This window comes from Paenibacillus sp. FSL H8-0537 (assembly GCF_038051995.1).
GTDB lineage: Bacteria > Bacillota > Bacilli > Paenibacillales > Paenibacillaceae > Pristimantibacillus.
The window spans coordinates 2664334-2685603 of the sequence record NZ_CP150290.1 but is presented as its reverse complement, the minus strand read 5'-3'; the positions used below and the strand labels follow the sequence as shown (position 1 = coordinate 2685603).

17 protein-coding genes, 2 tRNA genes and 1 pseudogene are annotated in these 21270 nt (G+C 48.5%); 1 reads left to right on the top strand and 19 read right to left on the bottom strand.

The window, feature by feature from the left end; all coding sequences use genetic code 11:
- Window positions 1–100 precede the first annotated feature (100 nt).
- From MHB80_RS11260 to MHB80_RS11245, 4 genes and pseudogenes are all read right to left on the bottom strand, one after another.
- A pseudogene (locus MHB80_RS11260) lies at window positions 101–535 on the bottom strand (DUF6884 domain-containing protein); the annotation flags it as partial.
- Window positions 535–1164 carry a hypothetical protein gene (locus MHB80_RS11255; protein WP_341282217.1) on the bottom strand — a complete coding sequence of 210 codons (630 nt, stop codon included), beginning with the start codon at window positions 1162–1164 and terminating at the stop codon, window positions 535–537. The gene MHB80_RS11255 and the pseudogene MHB80_RS11260, both read right to left, overlap by 1 nt.
- 23 nt (window positions 1165–1187) lie before the next feature.
- Window positions 1188–1922, bottom strand: a complete 735-nt coding sequence (locus tag MHB80_RS11250; RefSeq protein WP_341282216.1) for an NERD domain-containing protein — start codon at window positions 1920–1922, stop codon at window positions 1188–1190.
- Window positions 1923–1946: 24 nt separating this feature from the next.
- Window positions 1947–2624, bottom strand: coding sequence for a restriction endonuclease (locus tag MHB80_RS11245; RefSeq protein ID WP_341282215.1), 678 nt, complete (start codon window positions 2622–2624; stop codon window positions 1947–1949).
- Window positions 2625–2922: 298 nt separating this feature from the next.
- Here MHB80_RS11245 and MHB80_RS11240 point away from each other — a divergent pair, with 298 nt between their 5' ends.
- On the top strand, window positions 2923–3660 hold the full coding sequence (locus tag MHB80_RS11240) for a restriction endonuclease (RefSeq protein WP_341282214.1): 738 nt from the start codon (window positions 2923–2925) through the stop codon (window positions 3658–3660).
- Between the two features lie 321 nt (window positions 3661–3981).
- Here the strand turns inward: MHB80_RS11240 and MHB80_RS11235 are convergent.
- The 15 genes from MHB80_RS11235 to pyrR form a co-directional block, all read right to left on the bottom strand.
- Window positions 3982–4067 (bottom strand) — tRNA-Leu (locus MHB80_RS11235).
- A 21-nt stretch (window positions 4068–4088) separates the two neighbouring features.
- Window positions 4089–4165, bottom strand: a tRNA-Ile gene (locus MHB80_RS11230).
- Between the two features lie 149 nt (window positions 4166–4314).
- Complete coding sequence (locus MHB80_RS11225) at window positions 4315–4479, bottom strand: hypothetical protein (protein ID WP_172455662.1); 165 nt, start codon at window positions 4477–4479, stop codon at window positions 4315–4317.
- Between the two features lie 127 nt (window positions 4480–4606).
- The gene (locus MHB80_RS11220; protein WP_341282213.1) at window positions 4607–6190 is read right to left on the bottom strand and encodes an extracellular solute-binding protein; all 1584 of its coding nucleotides are present in this window, start codon (window positions 6188–6190) and stop codon (window positions 4607–4609) included.
- A gap of 6 nt (window positions 6191–6196) precedes the next feature.
- A complete protein-coding gene (locus MHB80_RS11215) occupies window positions 6197–7081 on the bottom strand; it encodes an ABC transporter ATP-binding protein (protein WP_341282212.1) in 885 nt (294 codons plus the stop codon).
- Window positions 7082–7086: 5 nt separating this feature from the next.
- Window positions 7087–10017 (bottom strand): ABC transporter permease, encoded by a 2931-nt coding sequence (locus MHB80_RS11210; protein ID WP_341282211.1) that lies wholly within the window; start codon window positions 10015–10017, stop codon window positions 7087–7089.
- A 3-nt stretch (window positions 10018–10020) separates the two neighbouring features.
- On the bottom strand, window positions 10021–11109 hold the full coding sequence (locus MHB80_RS11205; RefSeq protein WP_341282210.1) for an efflux RND transporter periplasmic adaptor subunit: 1089 nt from the start codon (window positions 11107–11109) through the stop codon (window positions 10021–10023).
- The gene (locus MHB80_RS11200) at window positions 11075–11845 is read right to left on the bottom strand and encodes an ABC transporter ATP-binding protein (protein ID WP_341282209.1); all 771 of its coding nucleotides are present in this window, start codon (window positions 11843–11845) and stop codon (window positions 11075–11077) included. The genes MHB80_RS11205 and MHB80_RS11200 overlap by 35 nt, the downstream gene beginning before the upstream one ends.
- A 216-nt stretch (window positions 11846–12061) precedes the next feature.
- Window positions 12062–12709, bottom strand: a complete 648-nt coding sequence (gene pyrE, locus MHB80_RS11195) for an orotate phosphoribosyltransferase (RefSeq protein WP_341282208.1) — start codon at window positions 12707–12709, stop codon at window positions 12062–12064.
- A gap of 1 nt (window position 12710) precedes the next feature.
- Window positions 12711–13442, bottom strand: a complete 732-nt coding sequence (pyrF, locus tag MHB80_RS11190; RefSeq protein WP_341282207.1) for an orotidine-5'-phosphate decarboxylase — start codon at window positions 13440–13442, stop codon at window positions 12711–12713.
- Window positions 13443–13576: 134 nt separating this feature from the next.
- Window positions 13577–16798, bottom strand: a complete 3222-nt coding sequence (gene carB, locus MHB80_RS11185; protein WP_341282206.1) for a carbamoyl-phosphate synthase large subunit — start codon at window positions 16796–16798, stop codon at window positions 13577–13579.
- Window positions 16785–17936: a carbamoyl phosphate synthase small subunit gene (locus MHB80_RS11180; protein WP_341282205.1), complete on the bottom strand. Its 1152-nt coding sequence runs from the start codon at window positions 17934–17936 to the stop codon at window positions 16785–16787. The genes carB and MHB80_RS11180 overlap by 14 nt, the downstream gene beginning before the upstream one ends.
- 62 nt (window positions 17937–17998) lie before the next feature.
- Window positions 17999–19288 (bottom strand): dihydroorotase, encoded by a 1290-nt coding sequence (locus MHB80_RS11175; protein WP_341282204.1) that lies wholly within the window; start codon window positions 19286–19288, stop codon window positions 17999–18001.
- A gap of 31 nt (window positions 19289–19319) precedes the next feature.
- Window positions 19320–20219 (bottom strand): aspartate carbamoyltransferase catalytic subunit, encoded by a 900-nt coding sequence (locus MHB80_RS11170; RefSeq protein WP_341282203.1) that lies wholly within the window; start codon window positions 20217–20219, stop codon window positions 19320–19322.
- The gene (gene pyrR, locus MHB80_RS11165) at window positions 20220–20789 is read right to left on the bottom strand and encodes a bifunctional pyr operon transcriptional regulator/uracil phosphoribosyltransferase PyrR (protein ID WP_341282202.1); all 570 of its coding nucleotides are present in this window, start codon (window positions 20787–20789) and stop codon (window positions 20220–20222) included.
- Window positions 20790–21270 lie beyond the last annotated feature (481 nt).

Sequence of the window (21270 nt, the reverse complement as noted above, 5' to 3'; positions counted from 1 at the left end):
AGTGGTATAATGAGGCATATTTACCAATCACTTGTTCTGAAACATTTGCTTTTTCTGTTACGCATTGCTTCTCAGTTGTTGGGATTGTAACATTAGTGCCTAGCGCATTCGTAAGCTTTTGGAGCATGTAGCCCATACCCTTACAATCACTAAGTGGAAAAGCTAGTGAGCTTCTCTGCTCAAACACCTTCACGGCACGATCTATATAATTTTCCCCGCCCAAAACCGTTATTTCTTTGAAATTAAAGAGCCCCTTGGCTCTAGCCTGCTCTTTGAGTTGATTTACACCTATTACTTCATTAGATGGCTTCATAAATGTTACATTGTAGCTTTCCTCAATAATATCATCAGGAAATAGAAATCCATGCTTAGCGGACAAAATAACCCAGTGGTCAAAAAATGCCTCCGCATATCTTTGACAAGTTCCTGCGAATACCCCTGTATATACATCCTTCGCTTTCTGAGGCCCCGCAGTTGGCTGCTTATCCCATATTTTTGCTGAACCGCAAGGGATTATACACAAACGATTGCCCATCAGGTGTTCTCCACCAATCTCTTAAAATCTTCCGCTGATAAACCAGACTTATAGAGCTCGTTAACTTGCCAAAGACCACTCTCTCTAATCTTAGCTTTTGGAGAAGACAACCCTAACCACGATTGGGAGCAAGAGCACTCCTTGCATAAGGACACAGTAGAAACAATTCTCGATTCAAAATAAAGCCGATCTTCCTTGCTTGGAACTTCAAGCACTGTGAAAGTAAAATTCTCACGCATATAGCTGCTAACCTGCTGTTCAATTTCTTTCTGATAGTCGGGCATAATGAGATGACTATAACTACTTTTATTTTTTGATGAAGTCGCATCGAGCTCCCATACGGCAAGATAAGGGTCATTCGCTTGATGCAAGAGGCATCTTCCAATATTTTTGCGAAAAATACTCCTGTCCTTCTTCTCATTCGTAAAATGCTGCATGAGCCGTGAACGAAGTTGATTCACGCCAGTATGTGCCCCAATTCGAACAATACGATCACCGCCGTGGGCAGGCTCTCCTTTTTCAAATAAGAGATATATTCCATTTTGAGGGATTAGCTTTTTATCGAAGGTGAAGCTGTACCTGGGTAATTGCCAAGCAAAATGATGAAGCTCGCTGCATACGGTGTTCATACAACCCCTCACAATTCAAATATTTATGCATTGCTGGTGAATCTACATCTTGGATAGCTATTGCAGCCAACAAAAGCACCATTTTTCCCATTACGCTTCATCAATTGATTCCCGCACCTTGGACAAATACCGCTAGTTATTTTTGCTCTGTTTACGTTTAGATTCTCTTTAATAACCTTCACATGCTGCTTTCTCTCTTGTCTGTCGTTAACCGTGCTTGTTGATAATATATCGTGTATATGCTTTACCTGGCTGCCAGTCAGCACGGGAACATTATATTTCGTTATGGTAGACACCAGTTTGGTAGTGTAGATTACCTCCACACTCATCGGCTCCAGCTTTAAATCTGCCCGTGTACTGAAGGCAATAATAGAGATAATTGGAATTGTAGTATCGTCCAACGCAGCTTCTATCGCTTTAATATGTCCATAATTTTGACGTATTGGATTGTATAGCTTCTCTTTACGCTTATAAATCACCTGTGTCCAATATTCCGCTTTCTCATTGCCTACGATCCAACCTGTATAATTTTTAGTCTCAATGACGAACACACCGTATTTCGATATCACAATATGGTCAACTTGCGATGTTCTTCCATCCGCCTTCTTAAGCATGATATCATTTAGAATCATATATTCTTTTGAATTAAGCTTTTTTAGCTTTGACCGAACAGACACTTCGCCAATAAAGCCTTTAAAAGTGGGTGATTTTGAAAGTATGACTAGCATTAACATTAGTCCAGCAAGTAAATATATCATTAGGTACCTCTATCTTTGTTTTTTCTATATTTTCGTTCGTCTCATCTTGCCTTGATCTGCTTTGCGCCATCTATCCAGCTTGTCTCGAATTGCGACTCCGTTAATCAGCTTTATATTCAAACGTTCAGCAGCCTCTTTAGCCGATCTCGTAAAATGGCTAGTCGTCACAATCCAGGCATCATAACAGCCATGCACCTGTTTACCCGACTTTAGCCTTAGAACGATATCATTGCCAACATCCTTCTTCCAGCGCTTGCACTGGACGGCAATTTTGTAGCCTTCCTTGCCTCTTATTATTAGATCAACCTCATGGTCTCCCGCGCCACCCACACGTTCGACTTGATAACCTTGATCTGTGTAATACAGCTCCATTAGCCGCTCAAAATCTGTTCCAGATAGCGTATCTAAGTTAGCTTGTATGATTTGTTGATCCGTTAACTTTTTGCTTGAAGAAGCAACCTGACGCTCAGCTACAACTTTCTTCGCAGTTGTTTTCTTCTTTGGCTTAACCGTGGAACGTCTCTTGTTTACCCATAATAATCCGAGTATCTCTGCAATAATTACCGCTCCAATGACTATGCCAAAATAAAATCCCCAGTGTAAACCTGGAACCTTGAAATAAATGATCAGTCCCCCAAGTATGAAGATTCCTCTTAAAAAATAGGCTAATTGTTTCCCTTCCGAATCATAAGTTCTAGCCATGTTTCCCCCTCAAGAAGATAAAATGTTCAGAGAATAAGCGACACAAATAATTCCAAAGCATACACATTCGACCTCTTACGACTATTTTCCTGCTTTTAGGTGAAAATAGTAGGTATATAGACGGATCAAAAGCGCTATAGTTCTGATATACCTATTAGTCAAAGTACTTCAAGAAAAGCCCGCATGCCTTGAAATGCTGTCATATGTAAATTATTCTAGTCGATTTTTGTTACTTATTGTATAGTTTTAGATATGAGCATTAACTTAAACAAATGTTGTTAATAATGGAGGAAGATATGTGCCTAAGAGAAAGAGAAATATAGCTAAAACAAAACTAAATCCCCACGAACTAGCCACTATTCTTAGTATAGTCGTATTTGCAGGGATACTAACAAACTCAACTAATCCCGTATCAACTGTCTTTTCATTAATCGGGCTATTAGCTACATTTTCAGGTTTTTTTTACGTGAAGTTCAAAATTTCAAAAAGGAGTTTGATTAAGAATAGGCTTATAATAACTGTTACTTTTTACTTAGTAGCTTTGTATATTTCAATTTTAGCTAAAGTAGTAGTACCATTCTTAATTATTGCTATTATGATACCTAGTAGCTACTATGCTTATAAGTGGAACAAACAGTATAAGAGAAGAAAGCGCATATTAGCATCAGGCATTTTTGACATCGATAAAATGGCTGGTCAAGAATTTGAAGTATATCTTGAAGAACTTTTCCGTAAGAAAGGTTGTAGCGTCGAACGAACCCCCGCATCAGGCGACTTCGGAGCAGATTTGATTATTGATGATGGCACTGGCAAAACTGCTATCCAAGCTAAACGCTATTCTGACAAAGTCGGTTTATCGGCAGTTCAAGAAGTAGTGGGTGCGATGGCGTACTATTCGTGTAAATCAGGTATGGTCGTTACCAATAGTTCATTTACAGAGCCAGCAAAGAAGCTAGCCGCATCTAATGGAATTACATTGTGGAGCCGAGACGATTTAGTTAAAGAAATAATTCAGCTTCAAAAAAAGACTGCCTGAGATAAGTCTAATCGCGAATTGGAATTACAACAGACGTACCTATGCGCTTCTCTTCACCTGACACTCAGCACTATGAAATCCCATATTGGACCTCTCTTTCGTCTCATACTAGCCTTCATTTTGCTGGCACAAATTTCTTGACTTTGTCAATCGCACAACATACGAAAAACCTCCTCTAGGTTATTGACTAAATCAGATGCCTAGAGGAGGTTTTTTTAGCTTTTAATTATTATTGTGTACTTAGTTAAAATACACAGGACTCTTAATTTTAATAAAAGTACTCAAAAAAAAACACCTTGATTTCTCAAGGTGTTTTCTGTATGCCGAGGACCGGGATCGAACCGGTACGGTAGTCACCTACCGCAGGATTTTAAGTCCTGTGCGTCTGCCAATTCCGCCACCCCGGCATAATAGATTGAGGTGTACAATGGTGGGCCCTGAGGGACTCGAACCCCCGACCAATCGGTTATGAGCCGACCGCTCTAACCAACTGAGCTAAGGGCCCTCATAAAACGTCTAGTAAGACGATTTAATAGAAAGCGGCTGTATATTCCATTCGTACAACGCATCAATTTGAAATGGCGACATGAATTAATATACAATATATGAGATAGTGAAGTCAAGCATTTTTCTTCATTTTTTTAATCTTTTGAATTAAATCAAAAATCTCACGCCGTAGCGTCCCCGCTTGGAGCGAAAAACCTCGACCTCCTGCGGACACTCGTAGCCATAGATCCACCAGTCATTTTCCATTCTCCGCACTAGACAGCCTGCCTGAAATTTTGTCTCATATAATCGAACCCAATAGATCCACCTCATTGGTATCCCTCCTCACTCCTTAGAATACCCAATAAAGGCCAAATACAATAATGCATCGACTTTTACACCTTCAAAAACAAACGTCCCATACAAAGCCATTTCAGGCTTCATACGGGACGTTCCTATTTTATCCTGCTGGTACTTCTGTTGCTGTTGTTCCTTCTTCCTCTACTTGCGTGCCGGCATCATCCGTGCTGCCACTCTCAGCCGCCTTGGAGGAATCTGTCTTAGCCGGCTGTTTTTTAATCTTCTCAAGTATAGCATTGCCCTTCGTTTCCCACTCAGCGAGCGCTTCCTTCGAAGTGATATCGCCTTTAATGACCTTCTGGAACAATTCATAAGAGGCATTTTGCGCTTCCCAAATGCCCGGCTTGTCGCGGTACAGCTGCTCGGTATCCACGCTTTGCGGCGGAATCGGTTTAAGGGAAGTAAACGCATCAATGTTGTAATTCATGCCGTTTTTAGGCTTCAGGTACTCCTTGCGCGCTACAAGCTCATACGTGCTGCGGGATTTCATTTCCGCCCATTCCTTGCTGTTTGTAAATTGAATGAATTTCCAAGCATCCTCGGAGTTCTGAGCGTTGTTATTAATCCCCATCAGCTGGCTAAAGGAAATAGCGCCGCCAATGCCTGGTGCTTCCTCATGGGTCGGGTAAGTGACGACATCCCAATCGAATGCTTCAAAGTCTTTAATTTTGGATGCATTGTTCATCGTAGTGTTCAGCTCATTGACATAATAAAAGTCCGAAATCGTCATGGCAACTTTGCCACTAGCAAACAAATCGCCTTGCGTTGGGTTATAAACGTAGTTGCCATCGGCAGCTTCTTTATTGGACGCTTCATTGATTTTATTAATATCCTCTTGATCCGGCACAACATCTTCTCTGTACAAGCCAGAGACCGTATTCCATACATTTTCCCATTGCGGCGTGTTGACCAGCATTTTCTCGCCTTTATCATCCCACATTTTCAATTGAAGCGCCGAGCTGTAGGTTTGGATATCGGAGTTGAAATCGCCGCCGTTCCAACGGCTGAAGGTCATGCCATATTTACGGTCAGCGCCCTCTCCCTTGCTCACAAGACGAGCTTTGTCCATAACGTCCTTCCAGGTCATATTGTCAGTAGGAGGCTCTACGCCATTTTCTTCAAACAGCTTTTTATTGTAAAAAAGAGCCGATGAGCTGAACGTTGGCGTCAGCGCATAAATGTTGTTGTCGCCTGCAGATTTAATGCCATCAATGACAGTCGGCACATAATCAGTCAAATCGAATTTGCTCTGGCTGATCAATGGATCAAGCTGCTTCAGCAAATTATCCTGCACCAGGCGGCGCAGCATGCTGTAATCCAATACCACAACATCGACAGGATTATCGCCTGTCAGCATATCTTTCATTTTCGCATACGGATCTGGCTGATCGACATTGCCATTCTCGTCTGGAGTCTGGTAGCGCATATCCGAGTAGTCAATCGCGCTTACGATTTCAAAATCGATCTCTGGGTTCATCATTTCATACGTATCGGTATATTGCGAACGGAAATACGGCTCATTATCTGCTCCGCCATATAGTACACCAATACGAAGTACATGCTTCTCTGCTGTACTCTGGGCACCGCCGCTGCAAGCTGCCAAAATCGATGTCGCCACCATCAGTGTCGCAGGGACAACAACCCACTTTTTAATCATTTTTCTATTAGACAACCGTTTCTCCATCCTATATTACCCCCCTAATGATTTAGGCGGCGAAATGACGATTCGCTCACCATCAAACTCCATTGTCGCTTTATCTGTTATGCCTAGTGCGGTTAAATATTCCTTCGGCACCTGGAGTCTTCCCACCCGGTCTACGACGACATAAGCTTCATGCACAGCCTGAAGTCCTTTGCCTGAATGCTCTTCCTCACCCCCAACCGTATTCATATTGGGATTGCGCTTAATGAACTCGGTACTCGTCAAGCCGTCGCGAATCGCAACGACACGGTCCACTTTGCCCGCGAGTGAAAGATCATGAGTAACAATGACAATCGTAATGCCAATTTCACGGTTCAGCTTGCGAAAAATATTCATAATCAGATCCGACGTTGCAGTATCTACCGATCCCGTCGGCTCATCCGCCAGCAGCAGCTGCGGACGATTGCACAAGGAAATGGCGATCGCGACCCGCTGCTGCTCCCCGCCGGATAATTGATGGAGCTTGTTGTTCATTCGCTCCTTGAGTCCTACCCATTCCAGCAGCTGCTTGGCATAGGCCCGGTCGACCTTGCCTGAAAGCATCATTGGCATTTCGACATTTTCCAGTGCCGTTAAATACGGCAGCAGGTTGCGGGCATTATTTTGCCAGATAAAACCGACCGTTTCCCGCTTGTATTTCACAAGATCGTCCGGGTTGATTTTCAGCAAATCCCACGGTCCCACTCTGACTTGGCCAGCAGACGGGTGATCGAGGCCGCCCAAAATATTGAGCAGCGTCGACTTCCCGCTTCCGCTATTCCCGATAATCGCCATTAGCTCGCCTGGGTTTACTTTAAGATTAAGACCTTGCAGAGCGACAACCTCGAGATCATCCGTTTTGTAAATTTTGACTAAGCCTTCGCAATCGATCATAGCTGTTAGCGCTCCTCTCCCATTTTAACCGCCTGATGCACCCGCAGCCTGCGAATATGCAGGAAGAGCAGCAGCGCTCCAGTAATCATCATGAAAGCGACGACGATAAACAGCTGATTCGTATCCTTCGCTTCGAAGACGACGCGGAACGGCGGCACCGTTTCTGTGGCATTTTCCGCCGTCTGCAGGAATGGCAGGAACAGTATACTCGTCAGCTTGCCGATCATAACGCCTAGACCGATGGAAAGTCCCGCTGTAAACAGCTGCTCCAGCATGAGCATGCCCGTAAGCTGCCTGCGTGACAGCCCCATCGCCCGCAGCACGCCAAATTGCACGACCCGTCCTGAAAGATTAAAGAACCAATACAGCACGTACCCTGTCAATGTAACGATGACGGATACGAGGAAGCCGAGACTGAGAATCCCGAATACGCCGCCTCGAGTTGGAAGCTTGGACTGGATAATCAGTTCATTGCGTACATCCTTGACGGTAGCGACATCAATGCCCTGCTTCTGCAGCTCTTCCAAAATCGGCGCAACCTTGGCGCCATCCTTCATTTTGAGCCAAACCTCATAAGGCATAATCGGAAGCTGATCGTAAATGTAATCGAGATTCGTAATGACGAACGGCGATTGATCCGGATATTGCGTCGGCCAATAAGGCAGGATGCCTACGACCACAAAATCCAGCTTGCCTTCGGTAAAGCCAACCGACATGGTATCTCCCGGCTTAAGCTGATATTTCTCCGCTACTCCAGTTGGAATAAGCGCCGCTTGCTCATACATCCCTAAGTAGTTCAAATACGTAAACGGATGTGTGGGGAACAAGTCATTGCGGAACCAAGCTACCTTGGAGAAATCGACATTGTCGATGCCCATCACCGTGCCCTGACCAATGGAGCGTCCCGATACGACGATATTCCCTTTCGTTTGCAGCACGCGTGCTGCAGCTTCAACGCCTTCCATTTTGCGGAACAGCTCAAACGGCGGTTCACTGTACAAAATGCGCGTAGGCACAGGCTGCTGCGCACCGCCTCCACCGCCGCCGGAGCCTCCGCCAGCTCCACCACCAGAGCCGCCGCCTGACGACCCGCCACCGCCGGAGCCATTTCCACCGCTGCCGCCATTGCCGCCGCCGTTTCCATTGTTTCCACCGGTATATTTGACTTCTGGCGTACCATCCCACACCGTTTGAATGACGACGTCCGAGCCGAATTTATACAGCGTACGCTCCGTCGAGTTCAAATCGATCGTACGGGCGGCAGATGCGTTATATACACCCAGCCCGAGTGTCAGTACGAGTAAAATCATTAAAGGGTAATAGCCTTTGGAAGAACGCGATAGCTGGGTAAGTGTTAAATAAAGCGGAACGGGTAAAAACTTACGGCCCAGCCAGTTAAACACCTTGAGCAGCCACGGGAACAACCGCAGGAAAAACAATCCCATTGCGAAAATCGATAAAGCCGGCACGAAAAACAGAAACGGCTGCACATTAAGCTGATCCGTCGTAAGTCCCGTCTGGAAGGTCAGCATTTGGCGCTGATTGAACATGTACCAGCCATATCCCGCTGCGCCAAGCAGCAAAACATCGATAAACCAGCGCTGCCAAAACGGACTGCGGTCCGAACGGGCTAGCTCTCTCTTGTAGCTTACAATCGACGATCTGGCATAAATAATCGCCGGAATAATGGTCGAAAGCAGCGCCAGCACAACGGCAGCCACGCCAGCAATCATCGCCTCTGTCGAGAAGCCGACAGGGATGGACGTCCGATTGACGAAGGACAGGAAGCCATTGGCTGAACCGATGCTTTTCGCCATAAACCAGCCGAGGAACGGACCGCATACTAAAGCGATCGCCCCAAGCAGCAAGCCCTCCAGCAAATAAATCCAAATGATTTGCCTCGTTCCAGCGCCGCGGCTGCGGAGTACCGCAATGTCGCTGCGCTGCTTATCAAGGGACTGCCGGGCATTCATCGCGATAAAATAAAACACCATCGCAAGCATTGGAGCTGCGAGCGTGAACAGCAGCGTCTGAAGCTGCAAGCTCTGTCGCTTAAATTCAATGAGCGTATCGGCAAATGAAATTTCCACCTTCGTGTCTGTCAAACGCTGATAAAGCTCAATATTTAAGCGATCCAGCGTTCTTCCCAGCGGCGAAAGCTGACTCGTCTGCACTTGCGATAAATCGAAAGCATAATACCAGCTTGCATTGTTAAGCGGTATTTTTTGCTGCTCCAGCAGCGTCTTCAAAAAGACGTTTTCGTGAATCTGGAGCGTATTCATCAGTCCTTCAAGCCCTTGATACCAATAAGGATCGCTGTCATTCAGCGGCTTGACCGCTCCGACGATTTTGACGCGCAGCGTTAAATTCAGTCCGCTATAAATCGGGTATTCGAATACATCCCCAATATGAACATCATTGCGGTACATCGCTTCTTCAAGCATGACCGCTTCCATCACGCCGTCTTTATCGACCTTGTCGGTAAACCAGCGTCCTTGCATAATTTCGGTTTTGCCTTCCAGCTCTGTCATGGACATTAGTGTCATCTGACGAGTACGGCTCGCATCCACCTTGGTCGGGTCTTCTGGCACGACATCGGCGCCGCGGAGCGACAAGCTGCGAACAAAGTTCTGATAAGCAAACCCGATTTCATTCGGTACATCCTCTTTAATGTATCGGTCGACTTCAGTCAAAGCTGAAAGATCGGTTGTCTGGCCGCCTGGCGACTGATACCGCATCAGCAGCGAGCCTGCCGGCAAGCCGGTGCTCTTCTCTTTGAGCGAAGCCGCGACTACGCGCTTGAGTGCCCCATCCGCATACATCGGGATGCTGGTTGCAAAAGCAACCGCAATCGTCAGACCTGCCAAGGCGCTAAACGTCAGCCAACGGGTGTTCCACATTTTGCGGAACAAAAATCGCAGTAGAGGTATTCCCATCGGCTATCGACCTACAACTTTCTGTCCCGGCTCCAAGCCTTTCAAAATCTCAATTTGTGTCGCCGTTTGCTGTCCAACCTCAACGTCCACTTCACGCTTGCCGTCCGCATCAATGACTTGAACGTAAGTACGCGATCCAATAGAACGCAGGGTAGATGGCGGGATTACAATGACATTTTCCTTGCGCTTCGTAATAATGCTGATCGAAAGCGGAGTTCCGCGAGTTAAGTTTTTAGGCATATTTTTAATGTCCACCTGCATAAAATCTTCCGGCTTCTCTTTATCCGTATTATTTCCGGTGCCGCCGCCATTGCCGCCTCCGCCGTTGTTGCCGCCAGTGGAATCGTCATTGGTCAACGGCATCATTTTCACCGTGCCCTTGAACTGGCCAGCATTGCTGATTTCAGCTACAATCGGCATGCCGACGACGATTTTCGCCCGCTCATCCTTCGTCAGCTTCGCTGCTGGAATAAGCGTCGTTGTATCGGCAATGACCGCAATTGTGCTGTATGCTTTAATCGCTGCGCCCTTCTCGACATTCAGCGAAACAACCGTTCCGCTAATCGGCGCTGTCAGCGTAGCTTTCGCAATATCAGCCTCCTGATCGACCAGTGCCTGCTTCTTCTCTTCAAATAATATCGATCTTTCCTCGAATTCTATCGGGTCCATCTCATCGCGCGTTCTCAGCGCTTCCTTCATCGCTGTCTCTTCCTTGCGGAAGGCCAGCTTATCCATACGCAGCGTCTTGGCGAGGGCATCGACATCAAGCTGGCCAATTACTTGGCCCGCGGACACTTTATCGCCGACCTTAATGTTCAGCTCTTTCAGGTTTTTACCGTCAAGGGTGAAAAAGACAGGCTCCTCGCGGGATGATATCAGCTTGCCGATTACATTAACCTTCGTCTCCAGCGTAGCTGTCGTTACCTCGTACTCTGGCTTCTTGGAAATTTGAGGCGGTGCAATGGAAGGCAAAACTTCCTCTTCATCTTCAGCGGGCAGCAAGGAGCAGCCGCTAGTTATTAACATGATTGCAGCAAGACTTAATATTGCGGGACGTTTAAATAAATTTCCCGTCAACCATTTCATAGACATGGTCGGCAACCTCCATAATAGTAGGATCATGTGTCGTCATACAGATCGTGACTTGTTCCGTGCGAATAATGGTTTTAAAAACATTCATAATTTGAGCGGACATGTTTGAATCCAGCTCTGCGGTCGGCTCATCCGCCAGCAGCAGTATTGGCTTATGCGCAATCGCCTTCGCAATAGCTACGCGCTGCTGCTCGCCGCCTGACAGCTCGAAGGGACGATGGTTCATCCTTTTCTCCAGGCCAACCAGCTCCAGGCAGTGGTCCACCCGTTCCTTCCACGTTCCACGCGGAACGCCAGCCATCCTCAGCGACAGCTCGACATTCTCCTTCGCAGACAGCAGCGGCATCAACGCGAACGCTTGGAAGATAAAGCCCATTTCCTTGCGCCTGACAAGTGTACGCTTGTCATCGCTCAGCTTATGAAAGGGCCTGCCGTTGAACCAGATTTCGCCTTCAGTTGGCGTATCTAGTCCACCCAGACAGTTCAGCAGCGTAGTCTTGCCCGAGCCGGAACGGCCGCGAAGCATAACGAGCTGATTTTGCTTAAGCTCCATATTAATGCCTTTGAGCACGCGCAGCGGCGCACCGCCAGCCTGAAATACCCGTTCAACATTCACAACGGAAAGCAGTGTTTCATTATGTACTTCTTTCTCTAGTTTCAGATCCTGCTTTTCTTCCTTCACTAGATCGGACTCATGCGCCGGTTGCTCATCCTTTTTTTTCTTGCTAAATAACATAGCTGATTTCTATACCTCCTCTTAAGCAGAGTGCCCTAGGATGACAATCAGGCTGCTCAATTAAAAACCTTCATAATTCTCATCTTAACGTGTTAGACGAACGATTACAGCAAAAAGTTACAACAAAATCCGACGATTATAAAATTTTTACAAAAGCTTGCATAATTTAAAAAACTCCAGCCCTTCCGGATGGGAAAGACTGGAGCACTGCTTGCTCTATTTGCCAAACGATTGCGGATCTTCGCGCCACGCTTGAAGTTTCAGCATATCATCGCTTTGCACCTTGCCAAGCTCTACAGCTGCTTCAATAAGCTCGGAATAATTGGACAACGTTTCAAGCGGCATATTCGCCTCGGCAAATGCCGAAGTCGCCTGCTCGAACTGGTAGGTGAAAATCGCTAGTACCGCCAATACCTCGGCACCTGCCTCGCGAACGGCAAGCCCTGCTTTAAGCGAGCTGCCTCCTGTTGAAATCAAATCTTCAATGACGACAACCTTTTGCCCAGGCTCTATGCGGCCTTCAATTTGGTTCTGCTTGCCATGGCCCTTCGCTTTATCACGAATATAAGCCATCGGCAGCCCAAGCTTATGCGCCACCCAAGCCGCGTGGGGAATACCGGCTGTCGAGGTGCCAGCGATGACTTCCACATCCGGATAACGCTCGCGGATGACAACAGCGAAGCCATCAGCAACGAGCTCGCGAATAGCCGGGTAAGACATCGTTAGACGATTGTCGCAATAGATCGGCGACTTCAGACCTGAAGTCCACGTAAATGGCTCATTTGGGCTAAGGGCTACTGCTCCGATTTCGAGCAGGCTGGCAGCAATTGTTTTAGGCAACTCCGAAAGTTTAACTTGGCTCATCTTAAATCAGCTCCTCAATAATCGCTTCTAATACTGCTCTTGCATTTGCGGCAGCCGTAATCGGCCGTCCAATAACCATATAATCCGTTCCTTGCTTTAACGCTTCTGCTGGTGTCATAATGCGCGATTGGTCGCCTATATCGGCCCCTTTCGGGCGAATGCCTGGCGTCACCGTCTGGAAGGAAGCGCCACATGCCTGCTTGATGGCTTGCACTTCAGCAGGGGATGCCACGACGCCATTCAGACCCGCAGCGCGGGCAAGCTCTGCATAACGCAGAACAGCTTGCTCAACCGTGCCAGCAATGCCAATTTGCTCATTTAGCGTCGTTTGATTGGTGCTGGTTAGCTGAGTCACTGCAATAATACTAGGCTTTGCTTGTCCCACAGCAAGCGCAGCTTCCATGCCTTCGACCGCTGCCGCAAGCATCGCGCTTCCGCCCGCAGCATGGACATTGAACATGTCGACGCCAAGCCGGGTGACGCTGCCTGAGCCGCCTTTGACCGTGTTCGGAATATCATGCATTTTCACATCAAGGAAAACTTTGTAGCCCCGCTCCTTGAGCCCCGTTATAAACGCAGGTCCTGCTGCATAAAACAGCTGCATGCCCACCTTCATATAACAAGGAATACCTTCCAGTTCATTCAATAAGCGCTCGGCTGAAGCCGCGTCCGCATAATCGAGCGCAACCATAATTTTTCCGGCTGCCTGTTCCCGTTCCCGTGTCAAACTCATCGTTAACCGTCCCCTTTGCCGTATTTTCAAGAAATATGCGCATTAAAAAGGCCATCCGCCGCGCCACGCGCACCCGCAAAAGCAAAGCCATTTGCGGGCCGCAGGCAATCGGCGCTGGCCGTGCTTGCTAAAACTTATTTGTGCAGCAGTGTAGGCATCGAACGCGAGGAGAAGTTGATGGTTTCCATCATCCGCAGCAAGGCGCGAACCGTATCAAGCGACGTCATACATACGACGCCGTTCTCAACCGCTTCACGGCGAATACGGAAGCCGTCGCGCTCAGGCGTTTTGCCTTTTGTCAGCGTATTGAAGACGAACTGTGCTTTGCCTTCACGGATCAGATCAAGAATGTTCGGCGATCCTTCGCTAAGCTTGTTCACTGTCGTTACCACCATGCCCGCTTCTTCAAGCATAGCTGCCGTACCGCCAGTTGCAATGATTTTGTAGCCAATGCTGTAGAAGCCACGAAGCAATTCGAGCGCTTCTTCTTTATCTTTATCCGCAACGGTGGCAATGATCGAGCCCGTTGTCGGGATTTTCATGCCTGCGCCTAGCAAACCTTTGTACAAGGCTTTCGCATATTGCACATCGCGTCCCATAACTTCACCCGTCGATTTCATCTCCGGTGTCAAGGTAGGGTCAACACGGCGCAGCTTCGCGAACGAGAAGACCGGAACTTTAACCGATACATATTCATCTTCAGGCCACAGACCGTCTTTATGGCCAAGATCAGCCAGCTTCGTGCCAAGAATCGCTTGTGTCGCAAGGTTAGCCATCTGCAAGTTCGTTACTTTGCTCAGGAATGGAACCGTACGCGACGAACGCGGATTTACTTCAATGACATATACAATTTCGTTATGAATAACGAACTGAATGTTAACCAAGCCGATTACGTTCAGCGCCTTGGATACTTTAATCGTAATTTCGACGATTTGCTCCTTCACGCTGTCAGACAACGATTGCGGCGGATACACGGCAATTGAGTCGCCGGAGTGAACGCCTGCGCGCTCAATATGCTCCATGATGCCTGGGATCAGCACAGTGTCGCCATCACAAATCGCATCAACTTCCGCTTCCATGCCAAGCATATAACGGTCGATGAGTACAGGATGCTCAGGATTGATTTTCACAGCTACTTCCATGTAGCTCAGCAAATCTTCATCCGAATATACGATTTCCATCGCGCGGCCGCCCAATACGTACGAAGGACGAACGAGTACAGGATAACCGAGTTTTTGTGCAGTTTCTACTGCTTCGCCAACAGAGGTTACCGTGTTGCCTTCCGGCTGAGCAACGTTCAAGCTGCGAAGCAAAGCTTCGAACTTCTTGCGATCCTCTGCCATGTCGATGCTTTCCAGGCTGGAGCCGAGAATTTTCACGCCAGCTTTGGACAGCGGAGCTGCGAGGTTAATCGCCGTTTGGCCACCGAACTGTACGATTACGCCGATTGGCTTTTCTTGCTCAATAACGTTCATTACATCTTCAAGGAATAATGGCTCAAAGTACAAGCGGTCCGATGTGCTGAAATCGGTCGACACCGTCTCTGGATTGTTATTGATAATAACCGCTTCATAACCAGCTTTCTGAATCGCCCATACCGCATGAACCGTCGAATAGTCAAACTCAATGCCTTGTCCGATCCGAATCGGGCCAGAGCCAAGAACAAGCACTTTCTCTTTCGTCGAAGGCGTTACTTCGTTCTCTACCTCGTATGTCGAATAGTAGTAAGGCGTGCTCGCTTCAAACTCAGCGGCGCATGTATCAACCATTTTGTATACAGGTACGATATCAAGCTCTTTACGGTAAGTGCGAATATCATGCTCATTCGTGTGGCTGCCATTCGGATTGCCTTCTTTGCGAAGCTCAGCAATTGAACGGTCGGAGAAGCCTCTGCGCTTCGCCTGGTACAGCATTTCACGGGAAAGCGTTGCTTCCTGGCGGATTTTATCCTCGAATGCTACGATGCCTTCGATTTTGTCCAGGAACCACCAGTCAATGTTCGTCAGATCTTGAATTTCCTGCAAAGCATAACCACGGCGGAATGCTTCGCCTACCAGGAACATACGCTCATCATCCGGCTTTTGAAGGCGTGTGCGCAGCACATCATCGCTGAGTTCTGTCGCTTCCTTCAAGTGGATGCGATGCGTGCCAATTTCAAGGGAACGAACCGCTTTATGAATCGACTCCTCGAATGTACGGCCAATCGCCATAACTTCGCCTGTCGCTTTCATTTGCGTGCCAAGCTTGCGGTTCGCATTCACGAACTTGTCAAACGGCCAGCGCGGAATTTTCGATACGATGTAATCCAGTGTAGGCTCAAAGCAAGCATACGTCTGGCCTGTTACTGGGTTCACGATTTCATCAAGCGTGTAGCCAATTGCGATTTTAGCAGCCATTTTGGCAATCGGGTAGCCTGTCGCTTTGGAAGCCAGCGCCGAAGAGCGGCTAACGCGCGGGTTAACTTCAATTACATAATATTGGAAGCTTTGTGGATCAAGCGCGAACTGTACGTTACAGCCGCCTTCGATGTTCAAAGCGCGAATGATTTTAAGCGAAGCGGAACGAAGCATTTGATACTCGCGGTCCGACAGCGTTTGGCTAGGCGCTACTACGATACTGTCACCAGTATGTACGCCAACCGGGTCGAAGTTCTCCATGTTGCAGACAACGATACAGTTGTCATTCGCATCACGCATAACTTCGTATTCCACTTCCTTCAAGCCGGCAATCGATTTTTCAATCAGACATTGGCCGATTGGGCTGTAACGAATACCGGAAGCAACCGTCTCCAGCAATTCTTCTTCATTTGCGCAAATACCGCCGCCTGTACCGCCAAGCGTATAGGCAGGACGAACGATAATCGGGTAGCCGATTTTGTTGGCAAAAGCAACTGCGCCTTCAACTGTCGTTACGATGTCACTCTCAGGTACCGGCTGCTCCAGCTCGCGCATCAGCTCGCGGAACAAATCGCGGTCCTCAGCTTTCTCAATAGCTGTCAGCTGCGTGCCGAGAAGCTGTACATTTTCCGCTTCCAATACGCCAGCGCGAGCCAGTTCTACCGCCATGTTAAGGCCTGTTTGGCCGCCAAGCGTCGGCAGCAAGCCGTCCGGACGCTCCTGACGAATGATTTGCGATACAAATTCAAGCGTAATTGGCTCGATATATACTTTATCAGCCATGTTTGTGTCTGTCATAATCGTAGCCGGGTTGCTGTTAATCAATACAACCTCGTAGCCTTCTTCCATAAGCGCCTGGCAAGCTTGCGTGCCAGCATAGTCGAATTCAGCGGCTTGGCCGATAACAATCGGGCCGGAGCCAATCACGAGAATTTTTTTGAGTTTATTATTTTTGGGCATACTGAAGCTCCCCCTTCACTTTCAACGTTTCCGCGAGTACGGCTTGGCGACGCTTTTGCGGGTTATTTAATTTATGTGTGCGAATCATACTCAGGAATTCGTCAAACAGATAGCTGGAATCATACGGTCCTGGAGCAGCTTCTGGGTGGTATTGCACCGAAAATGCAGGATGCGTATTATGCTTCAGCCCTTCAATCGTACGGTCATTATTGTTGATATGCGTTACGGTCAGACCGGAGTTCGCAATCGAATCTTCCATTACGGTGTAGCCATGATTCTGCGAAGTAATGTAGCAGCGGTTCGTTGCCAATTCCTTCACCGGATGGTTGCCGCCGCGGTGGCCGAATTTAAGCTTCGTTGTGTCAGCGCCGCAAGCGAGTGCGAACAGCTGGTGTCCAAGGCAGATGCCGAAGATCGGGAACTCGCCGAGCAGCTCGGAAATCATTTTAACCGCATGTGGAACATCTTTCGGGTCCCCAGGGCCGTTGGACAGCTGAATGCCATCCGGTGCCAGGCGGCGAATTTCTTCAGCCGTCGTGTCATGAGGCACAACTACGACGTCGCAGCCGCGCTTAGTCAGCTCGCGCAAAATCCCGCTTTTTGCACCAAAGTCTACAAGCACAATGCGCTCGCCATTGCCTGGGCTGGAGAATACATGCTTCGTCGATGTGCGTGCTACTTGATCCGTCATTAGTGTAGACAAGCCAAGGCGCTCTTGCAGCTCTTCAATGCGCTCGTTGCCTGTCGTAAGCAGACCTCTCATCGTGCCATGGTGACGCAAAATCCGCGTCAGCATGCGCGTGTCGATTTCGCTGATGCCCGGAATGCCATATTCCTTAAGCAGCTGCTCAAGCGAATATTGGGCGCGCCAGTTGCTCGGCACCGGTTCATTGCGGCGTACGACAAAGCCGTGGATATACGGGCGAATCGACTCAAAGTCATCGCGTGAAATACCATAGTTGCCGATTAGTGGATAAGTCATCGTTACGATTTGTCCACAATAGGACGGATCAGACAATACTTCCTGGTAACCCGTAATTCCTGTATTAAAAACAACCTCACCCATCGTTTGCACTTCCGCGCCGAAGGATAGTCCTGTAAATAATGTTCCATCTTCCAATAATAATCTCGCTTGCATCCGTCTCACTCCTCAGGTCTTCGTATTCCTATATGTCAATTAGCATATCCAAGTTAACGTTCTTATGCTTGCTCCGACCACACAACCGCACCATTCACAATCGTCGCTACCGGCCAGCCTTGCAGCTTCCAGCCGCCGAAAGGCGTGTTGTTGCTGCGCGAGGCAAAGGTTGCCGGATCAACTGCGCGCTCGCTATCCAAATCCACAATCGTCAGATCAGCAGGCGCGCCTGCTGCCAGGCGGCCTGTCTCGAGCTTGAACACTCGTGCCGGGTCAGCTGTCATACGATCCAGCAGGAACCCAAGCGTCCATTTGCCGGTTTTAACAAACTGCGTGTAAAGCAGCGGGAAAGCTGTCTCAAAGCCGACAATTCCGAACGGCGCAAGCTGCATGCCGCGAGCTTTCTCTTCCGCGCTATGCGGCGCATGATCCGTTACGATCATGTCGATCGTGCCGTCCTCCAGCGCTTCGATGACCGCAGCTACATCGCGCGGCGTGCGCAGCGGCGGGTTCATTTTCCAATTGGCGTCAAAGCCTGGAATATCCTCGTCCGACAGCACCAGATGATGCGGGCAAACCTCAGCGGTTACGTTGACGCCGATTTGCTTGCCAAGGCGGATCAGCCTTACCGATTGCTCGGTGCTCACATGGCAGACGTGATAATGAACGCCTGTCGCTTCTGCCAGCAAAATGTCGCGGCCAACATGAATCGCTTCTGATTCATTCGGAATGCCCTTCAGTCCGTTCTCGCTTGAAAACTTGCCTTCCGAGACGAACAATCCCTCAACGAGCGTATTGTCCTCGCAGTGCGCAATGACCGGCATGTCAAGCGACTTTGCCAGCGCCATCGCATCCTTCATCATTTGGGCGCTTTGTACACCGACTCCATCGTCGGTAAAGCCAATCGTGCCAGCCGCTTTCAGCGCTGCAAAGTCCGTCAGCTCACGTCCGAGCTGATTTTTAGAAATAGCGGCGTAAGGCAGGACGCGAACGACGCCTTCCTTCGCATTTTTGTCCAAAATATATTTAATCGTTTCTGGTGTATCTGTCACCGGGCGAGTGTTCGGCATGCAGGCGATTGTTGTAAATCCGCCTTTCGCTGCTGAACGCGTCCCTGTTGCAATGTCTTCTTTATATTCAAAGCCAGGATCACGCAAATGCACGTGCATATCGATGAAGCCGGCTGATACAAGCTTGCCCTCTGCGTCAATCACTTCTGCTGAACCTGTATCTGGCGTTGTTTCGCCGCTTGCAAGCTCGGCGATTTTGCCATCCTCAATTCGAATATGCTGCTTCACTAGGCCGCTTGCGGCTGTATCCCATACGCTGCCGTTAATAATCCATAATGACATAGTTGTTCACCCTCCCGATTTCATCTAAAAGTTAGTTTAAAGCCCGTTCTATGACGGCCATTCTGACCGGAACCCCGTGCTCCATCTGCTTAAAAATCTGGGACTTGGCATGCTCGACAAGCTCATCGTCTATTTCAACATTGCGGTTGATCGGCGCCGGGTGCATAATAATCGCGTGATCCGGCATTGTCGCTGCTCGCTCCACCGTAAGTCCAAACTGCTCGCGGTAGCTTTCAGCCGAGCTCAGCATGCCGCTTTCGTGACGCTCCAGCTGTACCCGCAGCATCATCACGACATCGGATTTCAGCGCTTCCTCCATCGTCACATAACGGGCGTCAAGGTCGGACGCCTGCAAGTTCGCAGGAGCGCAAAACTTCACCGTAGCGCCCAGCTTTTGCAGCGCATATAAGTTCGAACGCGCTACGCGGCTATGCAAAATGTCTCCGATAATCGAGACGGTCAAACCTTTAATCGCGCCAAATTGCTTGCGCATCGTATATAGATCAAGCAGCGCCTGCGTCGGATGCTCGTTGTTGCCATCCCCCGCGTTAATCAGCGGCACTTTAATTTTCGTAGCCAGTTCGGCAAGCAAGCCAATCGGCTTGAGCCTGATGATGCCGACGTCTATGCCCATCGACTCCAAGGTGCGAACGGTATCATATACCGACTCGCCCTTCTGCACACTCGATACGGCTGCCGAGAAGTTCAGCACTTCCGCCCCAAGCCGCTTCTCCGCTACCTCGAAGGAAAAGCGTGTTCGCGTGCTGTTCTCAAAAAACATGTTAGCTGCAAACTTGCCCTGCAGCACGTTCTGCACTTTCGTCTCCTGCTGCTCCCAATGAGCGGCACGATCCAATATGGCGATAATTCCCTCTGCGTCAAGCTCCTTCAAACCAAGCAAACTGCGCTGTTTGAGCTGTAAAAGTGTCATTTAGGCTTGCCCCCTCTGATGAATAATTTTCACCTGGTCTAAGGAATCAATCTCGGTTAGCGTAACGGAGATTTGCTCTTGTTTGGAGGATGGCACATTTTTGCCTACAAAATCCGGCCTTATCGGCAATTCCCGATGACCGCGGTCAACCAGCACAGCAAGCTGAATGCTTTGCGGCCTGCCGCAATCCATCACCGCATCCATCGCGGCGCGAATCGTCCGGCCGGTATACAGCACATCGTCGAACAAAATAATATTGCGGTCCTGTACGACCGACAATTCGACATCCATCTCGCCGATCATGCCTGCTTCCATCTCGGTGCGGCTGCCTAGCGCCTTGCCATCATCGCGATAGCGGGTAATATCCAGCTCCTTGACCAAAACAGGCTTGCCTTCAATTTCCTGAACGCGCTCCGCTATTCTTCGGGCTAAATAAACGCCTCTTGTCCGAATGCCGACCAGCGTACAGTTGTCGATGCCTTTGTTCTTCTCCACGATCTCGTGGGCGATGCGGGTGAGTGCGCGGCGAATGGCTGCATCATCCATAATGACCAAGTGCTCTTCTTCCACCGTTACGTTACCTCCCATCCTAGCGCAGGTTAAACTGCCAACTCTCATCAAGGCGCTTTATAAAAAAGACTCCTTGCGTATTCGCAAGGAGCCCATGATTAACCGCTGTGGATTCCATCCATCCCCGCCAACCTCATGAGTTGCGGAAGATGAGGAGTTGCTAGTCCCCAGCTTAATTAATCAACTATTCACGCTACCTTGCCAGCCTCTCAGGACTGAGTTAAAGGTACAACTTTATACCAAAGGAATTATCCCACGTTCGACATAAGATGTCAAGGGGCAGCAGCAGTAAATACGTACCGACAGCCTTTAATTGGATAAATAACATATTTTTTACAGGCCGTTGGCATACTAACAAGCAGTTACGGTTATTTTGCCAGCAGGAGGGTTTGTACTGCCTACTGCCTCTGCTGCTCATTGTCGTTTATTATATGAAGAAAAAATTAAACAAGGATAACCAACGCGAGAACAGCAGCGCTGC